The following is a 20658-nucleotide window of genomic DNA, read 5'->3' on the forward strand; positions in this document are numbered from 1 at the left end:
GTTTCCGGTTATCTAAGCGAAGATATTGGCCAATAATAAGGAGGACAAGGTAATGGCATTATTTGAATCATATGAGAGAAGAATTGACAAAATCAATTCTGTGTTAAATAGCTATGGTATTGCTTCTATTGAAGAAGCGGAAAAGATTACAAAAGATGCAGGTCTTGATGTATATGAGCAGGTAAAGAAAATCCAGCCAATCTGTTTTGAAAACGCTTGCTGGGCTTATACCGTTGGTGCTGCAATCGCAATCAAGAAGGGCTGCAGAAAAGCAGCAGATGCAGCAGCAGCAATCGGCGAGGGTCTTCAGGCATTCTGTATCCCAGGTTCTGTTGCAGACCAGCGTAAGGTAGGTCTTGGCCATGGAAACTTGGGAAAGATGCTTTTGGAAGAGAATACAGAGTGTTTCTGTTTTCTTGCAGGCCATGAATCCTTTGCAGCAGCAGAAGGTGCGATCGGAATTGCTGAAAAAGCAAACAAGGTGCGCCAGAAACCGTTAAGAGTTATCTTAAATGGTCTGGGAAAAGATGCGGCTCAGATTATTTCCAGAATCAACGGATTTACATATGTAGAAACAGAGATGGATTACTACTCAGGAGAAGTCAAAGAACTTTTCAGAAAATCCTATTCTGAAGGCTTAAGAGCAAAGGTAAACTGCTACGGTGCCAATGACGTAACCGAAGGCGTTGCAATCATGTGGAAAGAGGGCGTTGACGTTTCTATCACCGGTAACTCCACCAATCCGACCAGATTCCAGCATCCGGTTGCAGGTACTTATAAAAAGGAATGTACGGAGAAGGGCAAACAGTACTTCTCCGTAGCTTCCGGCGGCGGTACAGGACGTACTCTTCACCCGGATAATATGGGCGCAGGTCCGGCTTCCTACGGTATGACAGATACCATGGGACGTATGCACTCCGATGCCCAGTTTGCAGGTTCTTCTTCCGTTCCGGCTCATGTTGAGATGATGGGTCTGATCGGTATGGGTAACAACCCCATGGTCGGCGCCACCGTGGCTGTAGCTGTCGGGATTGAAGAAGCAGCAAATGCTGGTAAGTTCTAAGAAAAAAGCTTGATTTTATAAGAAGTTTTAATAGATAGACAAAAGAGAGGAGCTCGTTTTGACGGCTCCTCTCTTTTGCGTAAGTTGGTGAAAAATTTGATTATCTTTATTCATTTCCTTCTGAAAATCCATAATATTTTTAGTAAAATTCCATGTAGTCTCCTACACAAGTATTCACTTGATTTCAGAAACAAATCCAAAAGGGAAGGGAGAAAGCCGGCATAAGGGGAAAACTCTGCCGGCTGAGTATAAAAGTTGCTTGGCGAAGGTAACAAGCTGAAAAATAAAATACAGTACTTGTTCTTTCTCCGTATTAATAATATCCCGTATTACTAATAAATATATAAACAATGTAGTAAATTGCAGTTTTCATGTACTGAATTATTGTTATAGTTGGGAAGCAAGAAAGCCGCGCAGCCAAAGAAAATTACAAATATAAGAATTTGGGCAATTTTTGTGGATCAATCATAGATATTATCTGTGGGATAGATATATAAATAGTGGTTGAAATAAATGAGTTCAAGTGTCTTGACGTGGGTTTAAAGAAAGTAAATGAAATGCATTTGATTAGAATTAAAGGGAGTATTTAAACTGGGTTAAGAGTTTTGCCCATAAATTAACGGTATGACCTCTTCGCGTTTAATATTCAATACGTAAGCAAATTCCTCGCAAAGAGTTTTTTCAGCATTTTTAAGAAAGTCCTCATCAATGATCTGCAGTTTCTTATCTTTATTTGTGATTTTCAACTCTTGTTTGTGCCAACGTAATGTTTTTATCATATTAACAAGTTCATAACGGTTGCCCTCTGCAAGAATCTGACCGTACAATTCTTTGCGCTTACGATTATCTTTTATCCAGGTAAAATCTTTCACTGACATTTTCTTTACCAAAGAAAAGATGTCATCGGCAGAGAGAATGCGGCGAACTTCAGTCCTTTTGCTGCTGCTGGAAGCTAAGACGTATACGGTGGAGGCAGTATGGTAAACAGGTTTGAGTACATAATATGGACGGATTTTATCATCCATGCACATATCCTGTAATCCGGTAACCTTACAAATACCATGACTTCCGTATATAATGACATCACCTATATTCATAATATCTCACCTCTTTCTATTAAATTAAAAAAGCGTGGTTCACTAAAGCCGGACTTACGTCTCTGTAAAGCAAACTACACGTTTAATATTATCATTATATCATATTTATTGATATAATGTATACAGTAATAATCTCCAAAAAATAGGATCATATGAAGGATTAATTTATAACAATGGTGAGTAACCCATTGTTGGTATGAATGTATGCTTCATCTGATTTTTCATAATGGGCTGGTGTTGATTCTTATGAGGAATATCCGACGTGCCAATATAAAATTTAGACCAGTAAGCTGATCAGGATTAAAAATCAGCAATTATACCACAAGTAATTGAATGTTAATATTGAATGTGTTATAATAACAGAACACCAGTTCTGTATTGCGAAAGGAGATTTTGAGATGATAAAAAGAATGCCGACCCATTGCGGGGATGATACTTGTTCATCATGTGTAATTGCAGGAGATTACATTTTCCTGGCTCATCATGCAGGAGGTCATGACAAGAAAGATATTGTCTACCAAATGCGAAAAACGTTTGAAAGTATGAAGAAAACACTTGCTTCTGTAGGCGCGACACTTGATGATGTGGTTCAAATTAATCTTTATCTTAGGAATATTGGGGATTTTCGTTTAGCTGCTGATGTATTTAGAGAATATTATAAGGACGGGGCACCTGCGAGAATGACTACCACCACAGAATTTGTTGGGGAGACCTGCTTATGCCAGATGGATGGAATTGCATATAAGCCATTAGCTGCTGACAGTGAAGGACGTTAATCACTGATGTTTTAGGTTGAGTCAGCAAGGAATATGGGATAAACCTTGCTGACTTAGCTGTTATAATTAAACATTGCTCTGACTTTTTAATATACAGAATGTGGGCTTATGTCTACTTTATCAATTTGGTATTTTAAAATGAATAGATTAGATATGTTAATTAATTCGGCGTAAGATTATGCGATTTGAACATTAACAGCCTGAAGGCCACGATTACCATTGGTTGTTTCAAAAATAACGGACTGACCATCATCTAAAGATTTAAAACCATCCATAGCAAGACCGGAGAAATGAACGAAAATATCGTTGCCTTCTTCATCACAGATAAAACCAAAACCCTTTTGTGCGTTAAACCATTTTACTGTACCTTTTTTCATGAAAGATACCTCCTTAAAATTATAGTGTATTTTATCTAAAACAAAAATCGCACATATTTGTAAATCACCAATAGAATAATGACTTACAAATACATGCGAAATCAAGACTTTATTTAAAATACTATTGGAGTATACCATGCTGCAATAAAGATGTCAACCTAAATTTCAAAAAATTAATTAAATTATAAAGAAAAGATTTATTAATGAATTCCTATCTGCGATTTTCCATGCAGCTTTAATACAACCAGTCAAGCTGTTGCAAATATTACAAGGAACAGTAACACCAAAAAGAGTACCAGCATCAGTTAAATATATATGGAGGGTCTTAGTATAAATATGTCCATCAGAGCTTCCTGGTATCATGCAGTATTGCGTAGATTTTATTGAATATAATCTTTTCATTTCATAATAGGTTGTTTATGATAACCTTAACTGGTAAAACTGGAGATGGTTTTGCCATACCAATGATGATGATTGAGAGGGGAAAGTATGTTTTGTGTTAGTTGTGGTACCCAATTGATGGAAGGGGAAAGATTTTGTATGAAGTGCGGAAAATAGGTGGAAAAAGCCGGAGAATCCGATAATAGTGAATCTACATCCAATACTAAATTAAGATGGTTGAAGAATCTATAATTGTCTATTGGGGGCTTTGAATTTATTTATGGAGAAAATCCCTCTAAAATAAGTTTTATTTGCAAAGGAAAAGGTCCTGAATGGATTCAATTGATCCGTAATGGGGCTAGTGGCATATATCCGGCCATGTATAAGCCAAAAGCCAATGGAATTGATAATTATATTAAAAGTAACTTTAATTCACGGTCAAAAGTTATGGCAATCAAATATTATAGTGACATGACAGGAGCGAGTCTGCCAGAAGCGAAAAAGAAGGTAGATGAACTTCTATAAATAATATACCGGTAATACCGCCAATTAAAAGATCAGTTGGCGGCATTGGTTATTTGGTGCCTTCTTAAAATAAGCAAAACTTTGAAAGGAAAAGCTAATTAATCTCTGGTTATATCGGTATTTCCGTTATGATTTCCACAGTAGATTCCCCTTTTGATTGGAGCAAACATAAAGCCAATGATTATTCCTGACATAAAACAGGTTGCTATTATCAGTTGCTTTTCAAGCAGGTTCCATTCATGATTCAAAAAATATTTCATAATATATCCTCTCTAATTCTTAATAATTAATTCTATCATAGGATGTAGTATGTGAAAAGAATAATAAAGTATGCAAAAATACGTGTCTGAAATGCCGTAAATGGTATAGTTTGACAAAATAAACAAATGCGGTAGGTCTATTGGGAGTAATCAACCCCTCCGTTTCCAGTACTTTGACAGGAAAATAAATATAGAATCATAAGATACACCAAACTCTAACGCCTGTACAAAAACCAGCGCTTCTGCCTTCAATAATTCCCTTACCGCTAAAGCAAGAACAGGAGCCGTTAATCCGGCTCCATTTTTGGCTTTCACAACTATTTGTTTTTTTGATTTTAGCAATGGTTTTATTACAGCATTCGGATACATGTTTGGTTTTGATGCCAGTGCTGGCCGATGATTGGCCCTGTACCAGGAATGCCAGGAGCAGTAGCCCCAGCCGGTCCGATACCAGGAGCAGTAGCCCCAGCCGGTCCGGTACCAGGAGCAGTAGCCCCGGCAGGTCCGGTACCAGGAGAAAGGGGCATGGCTGGTCCGGTCACAAGCAGGGGAGCGGCAGGCGGTTGCGTTTCAGGGATTGGTACCGTGGAAGATGTTTCGGGGGCTGGGGATTGACCTGGTCCTGCGACAGGCGCCTGTTCCGGAGTTGGCATGGGAGCGGCTTCTCCACGGTTTTCAATGGCATTTATGCATTGCTGGTAGAGTTCGTCTGCCATCGCCCAATTTACAACATGAAACCAATCCTCTATGTATGCCGCCCGGTCATTGAATCTTGTCAGATAGTAGGCGTGCTCCCACACATCCAGGCCTGCAACTATGCAGTAACCGTCGGTCAAAGGTGTATTCTGATTAGGGGTCGTAATAATTTCGAGACTTCCATCCGGAGCGACTACTAACCAGGTGAATCCAGAACCAAACACAGATAAGGCTTTTCTTTTGAATTCATTAAAGAATTCTTCCAGTGTTCCAAAATTCTGTATCAGTGCGGGATACAGGTTATCTGCCTGAGAACGGTTCATAGAATTGGTCATGCCGTAAAAATATAAAATATGATTATAAACTCCCCCGCCATAGTTGATAATGGCCTGGCGGACTTCTTCGGGAAGATTTTCCGGTTGGGAGATAAGTTCTGGCAGTGACATATTCTGCAGTTCAGGATAATCTCTTAAGATCGTATTGAGTTCAAGCACATACCGCTGTAAATGCCTGTCATGATGAAGATACATGGTTTGTGTGTCAATATAAGGCTCCAGAGCGTCATATGCGTATGGAAGCGGTGGATTCACAAATGGGTAATGTTCGTTCATGGATCGTTATCCTTTTGCATTTTTGTATATGTATATTCAAATGCATTTGATATATGATGGATAAGCAAGGGAAGAAAAAATTAGTGTAATCAGCCAGCCGGTGTTGTATAATAAAACGGAACAGAAGATAGGGATAAAGATGCAAACTTGTATTGGTATAGGTTTTTCCTATAACCAGATAGTAATTATATATATTAACGCTTATTCTGCAGCCAGGGTATAATAAAAACCAGAAGGCAATGAAAAATATTTGAACCAATAAAATCAGGAGGAGTTTCCTATGACAAAGAAGAAAAGAACAGAAAGAAATTTTAAATTTGAAACATTACAGTTGCACGTAGGCCAGGAAGAGGCAGATTCCGTTACGGACGCAAGAGCAGTACCCATTTATCAGACCTCCTCTTATGTTTTTCATAACAGCGAGCATGCAGCCGCAAGATTTGGTTTAACGGATGCCGGTAATATTTACGGAAGGCTGACCAATCCTACTCAGGATGTATTTGAACGCAGAATTGCAGCATTGGAAGGCGGTGTTGCAGCACTTGCAGTCGCATCCGGAGCAGCAGCCGTTACATATTCTATTGAAAATATTGCAAAAAACGGAGATCATATTGTGGCAGCCAAGAATATCTATGGCGGTACCTATAACTTACTGGAACATACCCTGCCGGAATATGGGATTGAAACCACCTTTGTAGATCCTTTTGATTATGAAGCATTTGATAAATCCATCAAAGAAAATACAAAACTGGTTTTCATTGAGACCCTGGGCAATCCAAACTCTGATGTGGTCGATGTTGAAAAGATTGCAGGAATCGCACATGCACATAAAATTCCGTTAATTGTGGATAATACATTTGCAACTCCGTATCTGGTAAGACCGATTGAATACGGTGCAGATGTGGTGGTGCATTCCGCAACCAAATTCATCGGAGGTCACGGAACGACCATCGGCGGTGTGATCATTGACAGCGGAACCTTTGACTGGGAAGCTTCCGGTAAATTTTCCACGCTGACAGAGCCTAACCCAAGCTATCATGGAATCTGCTTTACAAAAGCAGCAGGAGCCGCTGCATATATTACAAAGATCCGTGCCATTTTACTCCGTGATACGGGAGCGACGATTTCCCCCATTCATTCCTTTATCTTCTTACAGGGACTGGAAACCTTGTCTCTCCGGGTAGAGCGCCACGTGGAGAATGCATTAAAGGTTGTGGATTATTTAAAGAACCATCCGCAGGTAGAAACCGTCCATCATCCTTCTATATCAGAAGACCCGGAGCAGCGGGCACTTTACAAAAAATATTTCCCTAACGGAGGCGGTTCCATTTTTACTTTTGAGATTAAGGGAGATGCAAAGAAGGCAAAGGATTTTATTGACCAGCTGGAGTTGTTCTCGCTTTTAGCAAATGTGGCTGATGTAAAATCCCTGGTCATTCACCCGGCGTCCACGACCCATTCCCAGATGACAGAGGAGGAACTGTTAGGTTCAGGAATCCTTCCAAATACCATTCGCCTTTCCATAGGAACGGAGCATGCAGAAGATATAATTGAAGATTTAGAGGAAGCATTCAAAGCGGTACAATAGTATTACATAACCATGTGCAGGCTGCCATAATTTATGGCAGCCTTGTTGAATGCGCAATAGAAAGGAGGAACTATGACATTACAGCAGCTGCGTTATGCCATATGCATTGCAAATCAGAAATCCATGAACAAGGCGGCAGCGGAACTGTTTATCACACAGCCCAGTTTATCAAGTACCATCCGTGATCTGGAAGATGAGATTGGCCTTCCGATATTTATCCGTTCCAACCGGGGAATTGAAATCACTCCGGAAGGAGAAGAGTTTTTAGGATATGCCAGACAGATGCTGGAGCAATACCGGCAGATGGAAGAACGGTTTGTAAAAAAGGAAAAGTTTAAAAAGAAATTCAGTGTTTCCATGCAGCATTATACATTTGCGGTACAGGCTTTTATTCATATGGCGAAAGAATTTGGCATGGATGATTATGAATTTGCTGTTCATGAGACAAAAACCTATGAAGTCATAATGAATGTGAAGAATCAGAAAAGTGAATTGGGAATTCTGTATTTGAATGATTTCAATGAAAAAGCAATTGAAAAGCTTCTCATGGACAATGATCTGGAGTTTGTAGACTTGTTCCAGTGCGGAATCTATGTTTATCTGTGGAAAGGCAATCCTCTTGCCCAGATGGAACGGATCGGGTTTGAAGACTTGAAAAATTATCCCTGCCTGTCATTTGAACAGGGGAATAACAATGCATTTTATCTGGCGGAAGAAGTATTCAGTACGTATGAATACAAACAGATCATCAAGGCAGATGACCGTGCCACGCTCCTGAACCTGATGGTAGGATTAAATGGCTACACGCTATGCTCCGGAATCATCTGCGAGGATTTAAATGGAGATGAATACAAAGCCATACCTCTTGACACCAATGACAAGATGAGGATCGGTTATATAAAGAAGAAAAAGATGCCGCTAAGCGTTCTCGGAAAAAAATATATTGATGAATTAAAGAAATATGAAGCACAGCTTCTTTAGCAGACGGAATGGGAACCATAGAAATAAATTATAGCGGGCTATTGTTTTTAAGTATTAGCGTTTTATAAAGCCATATTGGTATACTGAAAGCAGAAGTTAAAATAAAAGAAAGCGGTGAATGAGTATGGAATATGGATTTTCAACAAAATGTTTATATGGAAATGGACTGGAGGAGTCTGCGGATCACTCGGGGGCAATCAGCTTTCCTATTTATCAGACGGCAACATTTGCTCATAAAGGAGTAGGAGAGAGCACAGGATACGATTACAGCCGTCTTCAGAATCCCACCAGGGAGCACCTGGAGAAAATTGTGGCTGCGCTGGAATATGGAGCGGATGCACTGGCATTCTCCAGCGGAATGGCTGCGATTACAGCTTTAATGGAATTATTCCGTCCGGGCGATCATATCATTACGGACTGTGATTTATACGGCGGGAGCATACGCCTCTTTGACAATATTAGCAAAAAGAACGGAATATTAATCAGTTCTGTAGACTGCGGCCAATGCTCCGGTGAAGAATTTGAAAAGCTGGTAGGGGAGAATACCAGGGCGATTTTTATTGAGACGCCTACCAATCCCATGATGAATGTCATTGATATAGAAAAGCTGGCACAGATATCAAAAAAACACGGCCTTCTTCTGATCGTGGATAATACCTTTATGTCCCCTTATTTCCAGAATCCGCTGAAACTGGGAGCGGATATTGTGGTTCATAGCGGAACCAAGTATCTGGGCGGACATAATGATACCATTGCAGGCTTTCTGGTCACTTCGACAAAAGAGCTTTCTGAGAAGCTGCGTTTTATTATTAAGACCGTCGGCTCCGGCCTTGCGCCTTTTGACAGCTGGCTCATCTTAAGAGGAATCAAGACGCTGGCCCTTCGCATGGAACGTTCTGAGAAAAATGCGGAGAAACTTGTTTCCTGGCTTTGTCAGGAAGAGAAGGTTACAAGGGTCTGTTATCCTGGTCTTACAGACCATCCGGGTCATGAAATCTGTAAAAAACAGGCAAGAGGATTTGGCTGTATGGTGACCTTTGAAGTGGAATCAAAGGAACTGGCATATAAAGTATTAAAGAATGTCCGCCTGATCCGTTTTGCGGAAAGCCTGGGAGGTGTAGAGACTTTGATTACGTATCCTATTACACAGACCCATGCCGATGTGCCAAAGGATGTGCTGGCAGCCAACGGAATTACGGACCGTATCTTAAGATTATCCGTTGGAATTGAAGCGGTTGATGATTTAATAAAAGAATTGGAGCAGGTGTTTCATGAGTAAAGGAAAAATTAATTTTGATGAACAGATTGAGCGGAGGAATACCAACTCTCTGAAGTATGATTTTGCGGTTCATAGAGGGAAACCGGAAGACATACTTCCTTTGTGGGTGGCAGATATGGATTTTAAGGTGGCACAGCCCATCCTTGATGCCATCATAAAGCGGACAGAGCATGGTATTTTCGGTTACAGCGAAGTACAGGAGGAGTATTTTGAAGCCGTTAAGAACTGGATGAAGAAACGGCATGACTGGACCGTGGAACGAAGATGGCTTGTGAAGACCCCAGGTGTGGTCTTTGCCTTGGCAATGGCAGTGAAGGCTTTTACAAAACCAGGGGATGGAGTGATGATTCAGCAGCCGGTTTATTATCCATTCAGTGAAGTCATTGAAGATAATGACCGGAAAATTGTGGACAACACTCTGGTTCTCGGAGCGGATGGCGTGTACCGCATGGACCTGGAAGACTTTGAGAAAAAGGCTATAGAAAATCAGGTGAAATTATACTTTTTATGCAATCCCCATAATCCGGTAGGACGAGTGTTTCATAGAGAGGAACTGGAACAGCTGGGCGAAATCTGTCTGCGGCATCACATCCTCGTGGTCAGTGACGAGATCCATCAGGACTTTGTATATAATGGAAAACATCAGGTATTTGCCAATCTCAGTGAAGAACTGAGCAACATCACCATTACCTGCACCGCTCCAAGCAAGACCTTTAATGTGGCTGGCCTTCAGGTTTCCAATATCTTTATTCCCAATGGGGAATTACGGGGAAAGTTTAAAAAGCAGGTGGCAGCCGCCGGCTACAGTCAGCTTAACACGCTGGGGCTTACGGCCTGTGAAGCGGCTTACCGGTATGGAGAAGCGTGGCATGATGAACTGATGGAATATCTAAAAGGAAATCTTGCCTATGTAAGAGAATACTTAAAAGAGAACCTTCCGGGCATCAAGCTGATAGAGCCGGAAGGAACTTATCTGATCTGGCTGGATTTCAGGGAGCTTTTACTTACGGAAGAGGAGCGGGAGAATCTGATCGTAAAAAAGGCGGGTCTTTGGCTGGACAGCGGTGCTATATTTGGTGCGGCAGGTGAAGGGTTTGAACGGATCAACATTGCCTGCCCGAGGGCAACTTTAACACTTGCACTTGATAAATTAAAAAATGCGCTGAAAAGTCTTTAAAAAATTATAAAAATAATATTGACACATTCCTTTTCTTGTATTAATATATAACATATAAACATATTAAACTTATATGTAAATAGAAGAGGCGATTTCATATGAAGAAGATCAATGTTTTTGGAAATCATGTATTTTTAACTAATAAATGTTGTTGTCAGGCTGTATGTATGGGAATGAGTACAGTTTTGTTGTAATGCCGGTAGTGATGCCTGACAGCTTAAGGTTTGAAATGGATATCTATTTCATTGAGACCAAAGAGCAGGTGCCAGGATTGGCAGCTGCTCTTTTTTCATAAAAATAAAAAAATAAAATGGAGGGTAAGGATATGGGAACAATCAAAGAAAGCGCAGTAGAACTTATTGGAGGAACACCGATACTTAAATTAAACCGTTACAGTGCACATGAAGGGGTGAAGGACGCAACCATTCTTGCAAAGCTGGAATACTTAAATCCCGCAGGTTCTGTAAAGGACCGTATCGCATTGGCGATGATCGAGGATGCAGAAAAAACCGGTGTTTTAAAGCCAGGTGCAACCATCATTGAACCTACCTCTGGAAATACAGGAATCGGTCTTGCAGCTGTTGCAGCAGCCAAAGGCTACAAAACCATTCTTACACTTCCGGATACCATGAGTGTGGAAAGAAGAAATCTCTTAAAGGCTTATGGTGCAGAACTGGTTTTAACAGAGGGCGCCAAGGGAATGAAGGGAGCCATTGCAAAGGCAGAAGAATTAAAGGAATCCATTCCAGGTGCTGTAATCCTGGGACAGTTTGTCAATCCGTCCAATCCGAAAGTACACAGAGAGACTACAGGGCCTGAGATCTGGGAGCAGACCGATGGAACCGTTGATATCTTCGTTGCCGGTGTAGGAACCGGTGGTACAGTTACCGGTGTAGGCGCTTATTTAAAAGAAAAGAATCCGGCTGTGAAGATCGTAGCTGTAGAGCCGGCAAGCAGTCCCGTTCTTTCCGGAGGAAACCCGGGGCCTCACAAGATCCAGGGAATCGGAGCAGGCTTTATTCCTGACGTACTGGATACAAAGATTTATGATGAAGTCATTACAATTGAAAATGAGGATGCATTTAAGGAAGGCAAGACCTTCGCAGTGACGGAAGGAATTCTGGTAGGTATTTCCTCAGGAGCCGCATTGAAAGCAGCAAAACTCCTGGCAGAAAGACCGGAAAATAAAGGAAAGACCATCGTTGTGTTATTGCCTGATTCCGGTGACCGTTATCTGTCAACCCCGTTATTTAGTTAATACGGTGTAATAAACGCGGTGACTGGTGGATTTAGCAGCTGGTTATAAGTAAAACTTATTGCCAGCTGTATTTTTTATATATTATACAAAAACCTATAGGAATGATATGATTTACGAGAAGGAAAGACATGAAGGAAGGAGTTTTAAAATGGCTGACAGCAATAAGAATATGAAAACAGTTTCAATTATTATGAGCGGACTCCGGTATTGCTGTACCAATGGCAGACGGATGGATTTAAGCACGTTTTAAAACCTGATGATCCTATGCATGGCATTTATGCTTCCATGAGCAGGCGTCTGAGGGCATCTGCTTTTTTTGTACCCAAAAATCGGAAAGAAGGATAAAAAATATGGCAATAAAAGAAAAAATCGGAAAGGTATCAACCTCAGAAGATACTCATGAAGTATCAAAGACAGGTGCTTTTGTCAGGCAGGATAATTACTTTGTTACCCCATTTGGTGACGGGGAAGGAAAGCTTCCGGTGGAAGCCGGACGTTACCGCCTGATCTGGACGCCTCTTTGCCCCTGGGCAACCAGACAGATCATTGCATTGAAGCTGCTGGGCTTAGAAGATGCGGTCAGCGTTGGAACCGTAGGTCCTGTAAGAACAGAAAACGGCTGGGAATTCTCTCTTGATGAGGGCGGTGTGGATCCGGTGTTAAAGATTCGTTTTCTTCCGGAGATTTACGCAGAGACAGCTCCGGAATATGAGGGAAGAGCCACAGTTCCCACGATTGTCGACGTAAAGACGAGGAAAGTGGTAAATAACGACTATCATCATCTGACCAATTACTGGGAGACAGCGTGGAAGCCGCTTCATAAAGAAGGTGCACCGGATTTGTACCCGGTGGAGTTACGAAAGGATATTGATGAATTAAACAACGTCATATTCCATGAAGTAAATAACGGAGTTTATAAGGCTGGATTTGCCCAGTCCCAGGAAGAGTATGAAAAGGCCTATGATGTGCTGTTTCAGAGGCTTGACTGGCTGGAAGAACGTTTATCCAAAAGCAGATACTTATTTGGGGATCAAATCACGGATTCGGATATCCGCCTTTATGTGACTCTGGCAAGATTTGATGTGGCCTATTATTTCTGCTTTAAGACAAACAGAAACCGGCTTACGGACTTTGATAATCTATGGAACTATGCAAAGGATTTATATACGATTCCTGCATTTAAAGAAGCAACGGATTTTGATTCCATTAAAAAGGGGTATCACCTTGGAAATCACGCACACAATCCATACAATATTCTTCCATTGGGACCTGATAGTTCCATATGGGAGGAACCCCATAACAGAGATGAAAAATTTGGAAAGAGAAAATTTGAGTATTAGAATATAAAAAAGAGGAGACAGAATTATGAAGAAAAATAATGTAAAAAAGGCCATATTGGGATTGGCGGCAGCAGTGACGGTTCTCGGTGCACTGGCCGGATGCAGCAAGCAGGAAGTAAAATCTTCCGCTTCGGAAACCAGCAAGACAAATGCCGCGTCCCCGGAGGAATCAAAACAGGCAGAAGGCACCGCAGAGCCCATTACTATCTATGCGGCAACAGGCGGTTCTCCAAAGCCATTTACCTTTGTAGACACGGATAATCAGCTGACAGGACACAACATAGATCTGATCAAAGCTGTGTTTGATAAGCTTCCCCAGTATAAACTGGAGATCGAAGTAACTGATTTCCCATCTATTTTTGCAGGGCTTGATTCCGACCGGTATCAGATCGGCGTGAACAACTTCGCAAAGAACGAAAAACGCCAGGAAAAATACTTATTCACCGATCCGATTTTTGCTAATGAGTATGTTGCCATCTTTGCAAAAGACAATAAGAAAGCAGAAAGTATCAGTTCCTGGGATGACCTTGCAGGCTTAAAGACCATTTCCCAGGCAGGCATCAATATTACCACAGCTCTAGAAAATTATAATGCAGCAAACCCCCAGAACCCTATTAACATTGAATACAGCGAAGAAGACCTTGTCCTTCAGATTCAGGATGTGGAGGCAGGAAAATATGATTTCGTATTAATGGATAAACCCATGTTTGAGTATTACCAGAAAGAATTCAACTTTAACGCAACCGGAGTTCCCATTAATAATGATGTTTCCAAGGATTTGATGGGTGAACCGTTCAGCTATCTGATTGTAAGCAAGGGAAATGAACAGCTGGTTGAAGATCTGAACAAAGCGTTAAAAGAAGTTATTGAGGACGGAACATCAAAGGAAATCAACTTAAAATGGTTTGGTTCCGATTATTCCCCTTCTTATGAATAAAGAAGGCAGATCTGGAGGAGCAAGATGAGCAAAATATTTGATTGGCAGCTGGTATTTACAGAAATCCCCGCATTATTAAAATACTTGCCGGTTACGCTGCAGCTGACGTTAATCGCCCTTGTGATCGGGTGGGTGGCAGGGCTTTTGATCGCATTTGTAAAAATTCACAACATACCGGTGTTACGGCAGTTATGTTCCCTGTTTGTTTCCGTAGTAAGAGGTACACCTATCATCGTTCAGCTGTACCTTACGTACTTTGGCATCCCCATTGCCTTAAAATACTACAATTTCTACAACGGAACCAGCTATAACGTCAATGGGATACCGCCAATTATTTTTGCTATCGTGGCATTGGGACTGAATCAGTCTGCTTTTGACTCAGAGACCATCCGGGCAGCCATACAGTCTGTGGAAAAAGGCCAGGTGGAAGCCGCCAAATCCTTAGGGATGAATGGCTTCCAGATATTTAGGAGAGTGCTGTTTCCTCAGGCGGTTACCGTTGCGATTCCCTCCCTTGGGAACTCTCTGATTGGATTGGTAAAAGGAACGTCTCTTGCATTTACCTGTTCCGTGGTTGAAATCACCGCACAGGGAAAGATTCTTGCAGGAAGCAGCTACCGTTATTTTGAAATTTACTGTTCTCTGGCCATTATCTATTGGGTACTGACCATTTTCATCGAAAGGCTGTTTACATACATCGAGAAGAAGATGAGTATACCCGAGCAGGTGGCAGCCGTAAAAGGAGGATTGAAAAATGAGCGCAATTGAAATTCGCGGATTGAGTAAAAAATACGGAGAAAATGTGGTCCTTGATAAAGTGGACCTAACCATTCATAAGGGAGATGTAGTAGCCATTATCGGTCCTTCCGGTACCGGAAAGTCCACCCTTTTGCGCTCCCTCAATCTCCTTGAAAAACCGGAAGAAGGAACCGTCGTCATCAATGGACGGGAGATTAGTCTTACCACCAAATCCTCCAAAGAAAAGCTGGAGCTGCGTCAATATACGGAAATGGTATTTCAGCAGTTTAATCTCTTTAAAAACCGCACCGCACTGGAAAATGTAATGGAAGGGCTGATGGTCGTAAAGAAGTTAAAGAAAAGCGAGGCCAGAGAGATCGCATTAAAGCATTTGCAAAAGGTAGGAATGGGAGACCGGCTTTCCCATTATCCGAGACATTTATCCGGAGGCCAGCAGCAGAGGGTAGCCATAGCAAGAGCACTGGCTATGGATCCAAGCCTGCTTCTCATGGATGAACCGACCTCCGCACTTGACCCGGAATTAGTCAGTGAAGTACTGACGACCATAAGAAATGCGGCAAAGGAAGGCAATACCATCTTACTGGTCACACATGAGATGAATTTTGTTAAAAATGTAGCAAACCGAATCCTTTTCCTGGAAAATGGAAAAATCGTTGCAGACGGAACACCAAAAGAAATTTTCGACAACCCGAAAAATGAGCGGTTGAAAGAGTTCCTTGTAAAAATCCATATGCTGGAGAGTCCGGATTATACGATTTAGGAAAAATGGAAGGGCAGAAGAATGAATGATATAACTTATAAAACAACAAAGGATAACATCAACTGGCAGGAGGTTTCCGATGTTTTGCGCCGGTCAGGGCTGTCGGATCATACCCCAGAGGAACAGAAAATGATTTTCACCAACAGCTATGCGGTGGTGTTTGTCTATGACAAGGATCAAATTATAGGGGTTGGCAGGGCCTTATCTGACGGAGTCTGTCAGGCCGCTGTCTATAACATTGCTCTTGAAGAAGAATATCAGGGATATGGGATCGGAAGAAGACTGATCGGGCTGCTCCTTGATCAGGTACAAGGACAGAACGTCATTCTTTATACCCACCCCAGGACTGTGGCTCTTTACGAAAAGATGGGTTTTCGGAGAAGCAAGACTGCCATGTGTATCTTTTGCGGACCGGAAGACACCAGAAGGTGGATGGAAGAGACCGGATTTCTGCTGCCGGAAAAATACCGGTTTGTGGATGAGTACGGAAGAGAAGATATGAAGCATTAACCAGTTGTGAAAGAGGAAAGAGGGAATTGCCATGTCAGAAAAATATATAACCAATGAAGTAGAAAAAGACGGGAAGTTTAAACGCCAGGGCAACCGGTTTACAACTCCCTTTGGAATAGAAGAAGGTCAGCTTCCGATAGAAGCCGGAAGATACCGCTTAATCTGGTCTCCGGCCTGCCCATGGGCCCACCGGTCTGTAATCGTAAGAAGTCTTCTTGGGCTTACCGAGGTCATAAGTCTGGGAACACTGGATCCCATAAGACCGGATGTGGGGCGTACGGACTGGGCGTTTACATTAGATGAAAATGAGGAAGACCCTGTATTAAAGATCAGGTATTTAAGCGAGGCGTATCTAAAAGCTGATCCGGAGTACAGCGGAAGATTTACCGTTCCCTCAGTTGTGGATTTAACCACAGGAAAAGTGGTGAATAACGATTATTTTAATTTAACCAGATACTGGGAAGTGGAGTGGAGCAAATATCATAAGCCAGGTGCTCCGGATTTGTATCCGGAAGAGCTAAGAGAAGATATAGACGAATTAAATGATATCCTTTTTCATGAGATCAATAACGGGGTTTATAAAGCGGGATTTGCCAGGAGCCAGGAAGCGTATGAAGAGGCTTATGCATTGGTATTTGACCGTCTGGACTGGCTGGAAGAGCGCTTAAGCCACAGCCGTTATCTCTTCGGTGATAAGATCACGGAATCAGATATCCGTCTGTATGTGACCCTGGTCCGTTTTGATATCGCTTATTACAATGGATTTCTTTTAAACCGCAATCGGATTTCTGAGTTTCCAAATCTCTGGGGATATGTAAGAGACTTATACCATCAGCCTGGATTTGGAGATACTACAGATTTTGATGCCATAAAAAAACATTATCATCTGTGTGCTGTGTCCAATAATCCCTTTGGCCTGCTGCCAAAAGGACCGGATCTTTCCGGCTGGAACACGCCTCATGAAAGAGATAAACGGTTGTATCAGTAAAGGAGGATAATATATGTCTGGCTGCAGCATAGGGCAAAAGGTTCGCCCCAAAGAAATCGAAAAAGAAATTGATGAGAGAGGTGCATTCATCAGACAGCCCAATCACTTTACCACGCCCTTTGGAGATGGAGAGAATGAATTAAAAGCGGAGAGCGGAAAGTACCGCTTATTCTGGGCAAAAGGCTGTCACTGGTCCAACCGGGCCTCCATTGTGCGGGAACTTTTAGGCTTGACCGATGCCATTGGCATTAATTTAGTAGGACACAGCAAAGAAAACCGTGCATTTGGATGGGAATTCGTATATAATGAAGGGAACAGGGACCCGGTTCTTGGTGCGCAGTTTTTAAGCGAATTTTATTACAATGCGGACCCGGATTATGAGGGACGCTGCACGGTGCCGGCTCTTGTGGATGTTACGAGCAAAAAAGTGGTGAATAATGATTATCACAGGCTGACCAATTATTTTGAAGTGGCCTTCCGTCCATTCCAGGCTCCGGATGCGCCGGACCTTTATCCGGTGGAGCTTAGGAAGGAAATTGATGATTACAATGACTGGCTCTTTCCGAACATAAACAACGCCACCTACCGTATGATGTTCGCCCAGTCCATTGCCGCTTACGAGGAAGCCTTTGAAGATTTCTACCGCGCTATGGACCAGATTGAGGAGAGGCTTTCAAAGAACCGTTTTCTGTTCGGAGATTATGTGACGGACAGCGATGTAAGACTTTTTGTAACACTGGCCAGGTTCGATACCCACTACTACCGCAATCTTGGCCCGATCAAACACCGGGTGGTCGATTATAAGAACATCTGGGCGTATTTGAGAGACTTATATGTCATACCGGCATTCCGCAACAATACATATTTTCGTGATATTGCGGCGCCGCAGTCAGAAAATAAATCCTTTTTCCAGGACTTCAATTCCCGTTTTGTCAGCCAGATCGATTATGAAGGCATCTGGTCGGCTCCCCAAAACAGAAAGGAGTTAAGCAAGACCCCGGAAGAGAAGTTCAAACGGCATGAAAAAGGAAATCAATAACCCAGGCAGGTGAAAACATGATTAATAAGAACAGGCTGGTAAGCCAATTTAAAAAAATGGTGGAATTTGATTCCGAAACCTATCATGAGAGAGAGCTGGCAGATTATCTGACAGAGGAACTAAAAGAGCTGGGATTTGAGGTTTGGGAAGATGATGCAGGAATACGGCTCAAAGAGTGTGTTGCCGGATACGGCAGCCAGACCCCTGCCGGAAATCTCTACGGTTTTTTAAAGGGAACTGCAGATGCCCCTCCCATCCTTTTATCGGCTCATATGGATACCGTCCGACCAGGAATCGGAAAACGTGCGGTGGAAGATGAAAATGGAGTGATCACATCAGAAGGAGATACGGTTTTAGGCGCCGATGACCTTTCCGGGATTGCAGCCATATTGGAAGCTGTGCGGGTGGCAAAAGAACAAGATCTATCCTGTCCCGACATTGAAGTATTATTTCCGGTTGCAGAAGAAAATTATGGAAAAGGAAGCCAGCTGCTTGACTATTCAAGAATTCGTTCCAAACAGGCGTACGTATTCGATTTGAGCGGAGAGATCGGACTGGCAGCAACTGCGGCACCTACCCTCATATCTTTTGAAATAAGGGTAAAAGGACGAAATGCCCATGCCGGCTTTTGCCCGGAGCTTGGAATCAATGCCATTGAAATCGGTGCCCATGCCATAGCCCAAGTAAAGCAGGGGTGGGTGGATGAGGAGACAACTGTCAACATCGGAAGAATAAGCGGCGGAAAACAGACCAATATTGTTTCCGATGAGTGCATCGCTTTGGGTGAGATCCGAAGCCTAAAGGATCACCGGGCCATGGAGGAACTGGAAAAATTAAGAGACATTTTTGAACAGACAGCTGCCCGTTTTCAGGGAAGTGTGGAATTGAAGTATGAAAAGCAGATCGAAGCCTATGAGATTGGAGAGGAAGAAGAGGTCGTAAAGCGCTTCCGCAAGGTCTGTAAGGAGCTTCATCTCAAAGCAGAGACCCGGTATACTCTGGGAGGCAGCGATAACAATCATTTTGTTCGCAACGGAATTCGAGGGATTGTGGTTGCCTGCGGAATGAATGAAGTCCATACTCCTAAGGAATTCACTACGGTAAAGCAACTGGAAAAAAGCGCAGCTCTTGCATTGGGGCTGATAACCGCGGACAGTAAGACGATACAGCAGAAAGTTTAACAATTAAAATGCCAGGCAGTGTCCAGCCCTTAAAGGCTTCCGCTAAGAGTAACAGGCGGTTGTTATCAGGTACATTGCCCGGTTTTTTGCTTGCAAAGAAAAGAGCAGAATTACGAAAGGTACTTTTATGAAGAACGAAACATACATGCCGATAAAGACTGCTATCAGAGATTTTCTGTGTACTTATATTAAAAAGCACGGCAATAAGCTGTTAGATGAAATGCATATGAAAGCCACCAGATCGGACATGATTTCGGTTCTTGTGAACGGAATTCTTGATGAAGAAATGGATGCAGTGCTCGGTTATTCCAGATATGACAACCGGAATAAGGATACCAAAAATATCAGAAACGGTCATTTTATAAAATATATCCACACAAGTGCCGGTGATATAAAAATCAATATGCCCAGAGACCGTCAGGGAAAGTTTGAGCCTGTAATTATTAAAAAATATCAGAATTCCATTAACTATGGAATGGAGAAAAAACTGATTTCTTTATATGCAGAGAATTTATCAGACCTTGAGATGGAGGACCAGGTACGGAGCCTATACGAAGAAGAGATTTCAAAGCAACTGGCGGACAGTATCAGAGAAAAGGTCAGGTCCGTAATGAGCAACTGGCAGCAGCGTCCCTTAAAAGAGGTATATGCAGTTGCTTTTTTAGATTCCATGTCTTATTATATAAAACCGGAAGGTACTGACCCCAAACGTACGGTATATATGTTATACGGAATTACGCTCAATGGGTGTAATGAACTTCTTGGAGTTTACATAAAAAAAGAAGATCAAACAGAGTTCTGGATCAAAATTCTGGAAAGATTAAAGAACCGGGGAGTAAAGGATATCTTGATATCCTGTACGGAAGCGCCGGATAAATTTATTCGGGCAGTTGATGAGGTTTATGGGGAAAAAATTCATAAAAATCTGTAAAAGCAAAATTGAAAAAAGAAAGAAGGAGCCTGGACTCCTTCTTTCTTTTTTATGTAAAATCCAGGTGTTTGATCCAAACTCCCCGGACTTATAATTAGGTTGAGCCGGCAAAGAAGCCATTCAGGGCGACTTCACCGACTTAGT

The 20658-nt window shown here is 42.1% G+C and carries 22 protein-coding genes; 18 read left to right on the top strand and 4 right to left on the bottom strand.

Annotated elements, in window-relative coordinates; translation table 11 throughout:
* Positions 1-52 precede the first annotated feature (52 nt).
* Positions 53-1063, top strand: coding sequence for a GGGtGRT protein (locus ACLTWA_RS09740; RefSeq protein WP_412327510.1), 1011 nt, complete (start codon positions 53-55; stop codon positions 1061-1063).
* 596 nt (positions 1064-1659) lie between these two features.
* Here the strand turns inward: ACLTWA_RS09740 and ACLTWA_RS09745 are convergent.
* Positions 1660-2160: a CarD family transcriptional regulator gene (locus ACLTWA_RS09745; RefSeq protein ID WP_412327511.1), complete on the bottom strand. Its 501-nt coding sequence runs from the start codon at positions 2158-2160 to the stop codon at positions 1660-1662.
* Positions 2161-2558: 398 nt separating this feature from the next.
* On the opposite strand from ACLTWA_RS09745, the gene ACLTWA_RS09750 reads away from it, so the two are divergent.
* Entirely contained in the window at positions 2559-2936 is a 378-nt protein-coding gene (locus ACLTWA_RS09750; RefSeq protein WP_412327512.1) for a RidA family protein, read from the top strand.
* A 176-nt stretch (positions 2937-3112) separates the two neighbouring features.
* Here the strand turns inward: ACLTWA_RS09750 and ACLTWA_RS09755 are convergent, their stop codons facing one another.
* Positions 3113-3313 (bottom strand): cold-shock protein, encoded by a 201-nt coding sequence (locus ACLTWA_RS09755; RefSeq protein WP_412327513.1) that lies wholly within the window; start codon positions 3311-3313, stop codon positions 3113-3115.
* 489 nt (positions 3314-3802) lie between these two features.
* Between ACLTWA_RS09755 and ACLTWA_RS09760 the strand changes: the two genes are divergently transcribed.
* Complete coding sequence (locus ACLTWA_RS09760; protein WP_412328117.1) at positions 3803-3871, top strand: zinc-ribbon domain-containing protein; 69 nt, start codon at positions 3803-3805, stop codon at positions 3869-3871.
* A 75-nt stretch (positions 3872-3946) separates the two neighbouring features.
* Positions 3947-4219, top strand: coding sequence for a hypothetical protein (locus ACLTWA_RS09765; protein ID WP_412327514.1), 273 nt, complete (start codon positions 3947-3949; stop codon positions 4217-4219).
* A 98-nt stretch (positions 4220-4317) separates the two neighbouring features.
* Here the strand turns inward: ACLTWA_RS09765 and ACLTWA_RS09770 are convergent, their stop codons facing one another.
* Both ACLTWA_RS09770 and ACLTWA_RS09775 read right to left on the bottom strand, forming a co-directional pair.
* On the bottom strand, positions 4318-4479 hold the full coding sequence (locus tag ACLTWA_RS09770; RefSeq protein WP_412327515.1) for a hypothetical protein: 162 nt from the start codon (positions 4477-4479) through the stop codon (positions 4318-4320).
* Between the two features lie 350 nt (positions 4480-4829).
* Positions 4830-5786 (bottom strand): Fe-Mn family superoxide dismutase, encoded by a 957-nt coding sequence (locus ACLTWA_RS09775; protein WP_412327516.1) that lies wholly within the window; start codon positions 5784-5786, stop codon positions 4830-4832.
* Between the two features lie 280 nt (positions 5787-6066).
* On the opposite strand from ACLTWA_RS09775, the gene ACLTWA_RS09780 reads away from it, so the two are divergent.
* The 14 genes from ACLTWA_RS09780 (at position 6067) to ACLTWA_RS09845 (ending at position 20514) form a co-directional block, all read left to right on the top strand.
* The gene (locus ACLTWA_RS09780) at positions 6067-7374 is read left to right on the top strand and encodes an O-acetylhomoserine aminocarboxypropyltransferase/cysteine synthase family protein (protein WP_412327517.1); all 1308 of its coding nucleotides are present in this window, start codon (positions 6067-6069) and stop codon (positions 7372-7374) included.
* Between the two features lie 72 nt (positions 7375-7446).
* Entirely contained in the window at positions 7447-8355 is a 909-nt protein-coding gene (locus ACLTWA_RS09785) for a LysR family transcriptional regulator (protein ID WP_412327518.1), read from the top strand.
* Between the two features lie 124 nt (positions 8356-8479).
* On the top strand, positions 8480-9634 hold the full coding sequence (locus tag ACLTWA_RS09790; protein ID WP_412328118.1) for a trans-sulfuration enzyme family protein: 1155 nt from the start codon (positions 8480-8482) through the stop codon (positions 9632-9634).
* Positions 9627-10811, top strand: a complete 1185-nt coding sequence (locus ACLTWA_RS09795) for a MalY/PatB family protein (RefSeq protein ID WP_412327519.1) — start codon at positions 9627-9629, stop codon at positions 10809-10811. The genes ACLTWA_RS09790 and ACLTWA_RS09795 overlap by 8 nt, the downstream gene beginning before the upstream one ends.
* Positions 10812-11136: 325 nt before the next feature.
* Positions 11137-12069, top strand: a complete 933-nt coding sequence (gene cysK, locus ACLTWA_RS09800) for a cysteine synthase A (protein WP_412327520.1) — start codon at positions 11137-11139, stop codon at positions 12067-12069.
* Between the two features lie 350 nt (positions 12070-12419).
* A complete protein-coding gene (locus tag ACLTWA_RS09805) occupies positions 12420-13409 on the top strand; it encodes a glutathione S-transferase family protein (RefSeq protein ID WP_412327521.1) in 990 nt (329 codons plus the stop codon).
* 25 nt (positions 13410-13434) lie between these two features.
* Positions 13435-14346: a transporter substrate-binding domain-containing protein gene (locus ACLTWA_RS09810; protein ID WP_412327522.1), complete on the top strand. Its 912-nt coding sequence runs from the start codon at positions 13435-13437 to the stop codon at positions 14344-14346.
* Positions 14347-14370: 24 nt separating this feature from the next.
* A complete protein-coding gene (locus ACLTWA_RS09815; RefSeq protein WP_412327523.1) occupies positions 14371-15114 on the top strand; it encodes an amino acid ABC transporter permease in 744 nt (247 codons plus the stop codon).
* Positions 15101-15865, top strand: a complete 765-nt coding sequence (locus tag ACLTWA_RS09820; protein WP_412327524.1) for an amino acid ABC transporter ATP-binding protein — start codon at positions 15101-15103, stop codon at positions 15863-15865. The genes ACLTWA_RS09815 and ACLTWA_RS09820 overlap by 14 nt, the downstream gene beginning before the upstream one ends.
* Before the next feature lie 21 nt (positions 15866-15886).
* Complete coding sequence (locus tag ACLTWA_RS09825) at positions 15887-16375, top strand: GNAT family N-acetyltransferase (RefSeq protein ID WP_412327525.1); 489 nt, start codon at positions 15887-15889, stop codon at positions 16373-16375.
* A gap of 31 nt (positions 16376-16406) precedes the next feature.
* The gene (locus ACLTWA_RS09830) at positions 16407-17363 is read left to right on the top strand and encodes a glutathione S-transferase family protein (RefSeq protein WP_412327526.1); all 957 of its coding nucleotides are present in this window, start codon (positions 16407-16409) and stop codon (positions 17361-17363) included.
* Positions 17364-17376: 13 nt separating this feature from the next.
* Positions 17377-18402 carry a glutathione S-transferase C-terminal domain-containing protein gene (locus ACLTWA_RS09835; RefSeq protein WP_412327527.1) on the top strand — a complete coding sequence of 342 codons (1026 nt, stop codon included), beginning with the start codon at positions 17377-17379 and terminating at the stop codon, positions 18400-18402.
* 17 nt (positions 18403-18419) lie between these two features.
* Entirely contained in the window at positions 18420-19583 is a 1164-nt protein-coding gene (locus tag ACLTWA_RS09840) for a M20/M25/M40 family metallo-hydrolase (RefSeq protein ID WP_412327528.1), read from the top strand.
* Between the two features lie 127 nt (positions 19584-19710).
* On the top strand, positions 19711-20514 hold the full coding sequence (locus tag ACLTWA_RS09845; protein ID WP_412327529.1) for a transposase: 804 nt from the start codon (positions 19711-19713) through the stop codon (positions 20512-20514).
* Positions 20515-20658: the final 144 nt, after the last annotated feature.

Origin of the sequence: Lacrimispora sp., from assembly GCF_046972725.1 — a bacterium.
GTDB lineage: Bacteria > Bacillota > Clostridia > Lachnospirales > Lachnospiraceae > Lacrimispora.

Coding starts and splice junctions, on each gene's coding strand:
- ACLTWA_RS09770 (WP_412327515.1), bottom strand. CDS start 4,479: ATGAAATATTTTTTGAATCATGAATGGAACCTGCTTGAAAAGCAACTG.
- ACLTWA_RS09810 (WP_412327522.1), top strand. CDS start 13,435: ATGAAGAAAAATAATGTAAAAAAGGCCATATTGGGATTGGCGGCAGCA.
- ACLTWA_RS09845 (WP_412327529.1), top strand. CDS start 19,711: ATGAAGAACGAAACATACATGCCGATAAAGACTGCTATCAGAGATTTT.
- ACLTWA_RS09795 (WP_412327519.1), top strand. CDS start 9,627: ATGAGTAAAGGAAAAATTAATTTTGATGAACAGATTGAGCGGAGGAAT.
- ACLTWA_RS09835 (WP_412327527.1), top strand. CDS start 17,377: ATGTCTGGCTGCAGCATAGGGCAAAAGGTTCGCCCCAAAGAAATCGAA.
- ACLTWA_RS09785 (WP_412327518.1), top strand. CDS start 7,447: ATGACATTACAGCAGCTGCGTTATGCCATATGCATTGCAAATCAGAAA.
- ACLTWA_RS09820 (WP_412327524.1), top strand. CDS start 15,101: ATGAGCGCAATTGAAATTCGCGGATTGAGTAAAAAATACGGAGAAAAT.
- ACLTWA_RS09840 (WP_412327528.1), top strand. CDS start 18,420: ATGATTAATAAGAACAGGCTGGTAAGCCAATTTAAAAAAATGGTGGAA.
- ACLTWA_RS09790 (WP_412328118.1), top strand. CDS start 8,480: ATGGAATATGGATTTTCAACAAAATGTTTATATGGAAATGGACTGGAG.
- ACLTWA_RS09750 (WP_412327512.1), top strand. CDS start 2,559: ATGATAAAAAGAATGCCGACCCATTGCGGGGATGATACTTGTTCATCA.
- ACLTWA_RS09755 (WP_412327513.1), bottom strand. CDS start 3,313: ATGAAAAAAGGTACAGTAAAATGGTTTAACGCACAAAAGGGTTTTGGT.
- ACLTWA_RS09815 (WP_412327523.1), top strand. CDS start 14,371: ATGAGCAAAATATTTGATTGGCAGCTGGTATTTACAGAAATCCCCGCA.
- ACLTWA_RS09745 (WP_412327511.1), bottom strand. CDS start 2,160: ATGAATATAGGTGATGTCATTATATACGGAAGTCATGGTATTTGTAAG.
- ACLTWA_RS09805 (WP_412327521.1), top strand. CDS start 12,420: ATGGCAATAAAAGAAAAAATCGGAAAGGTATCAACCTCAGAAGATACT.
- ACLTWA_RS09825 (WP_412327525.1), top strand. CDS start 15,887: ATGAATGATATAACTTATAAAACAACAAAGGATAACATCAACTGGCAG.
- ACLTWA_RS09775 (WP_412327516.1), bottom strand. CDS start 5,786: ATGAACGAACATTACCCATTTGTGAATCCACCGCTTCCATACGCATAT.
- ACLTWA_RS09740 (WP_412327510.1), top strand. CDS start 53: ATGGCATTATTTGAATCATATGAGAGAAGAATTGACAAAATCAATTCT.
- cysK (WP_412327520.1), top strand. CDS start 11,137: ATGGGAACAATCAAAGAAAGCGCAGTAGAACTTATTGGAGGAACACCG.
- ACLTWA_RS09780 (WP_412327517.1), top strand. CDS start 6,067: ATGACAAAGAAGAAAAGAACAGAAAGAAATTTTAAATTTGAAACATTA.
- ACLTWA_RS09830 (WP_412327526.1), top strand. CDS start 16,407: ATGTCAGAAAAATATATAACCAATGAAGTAGAAAAAGACGGGAAGTTT.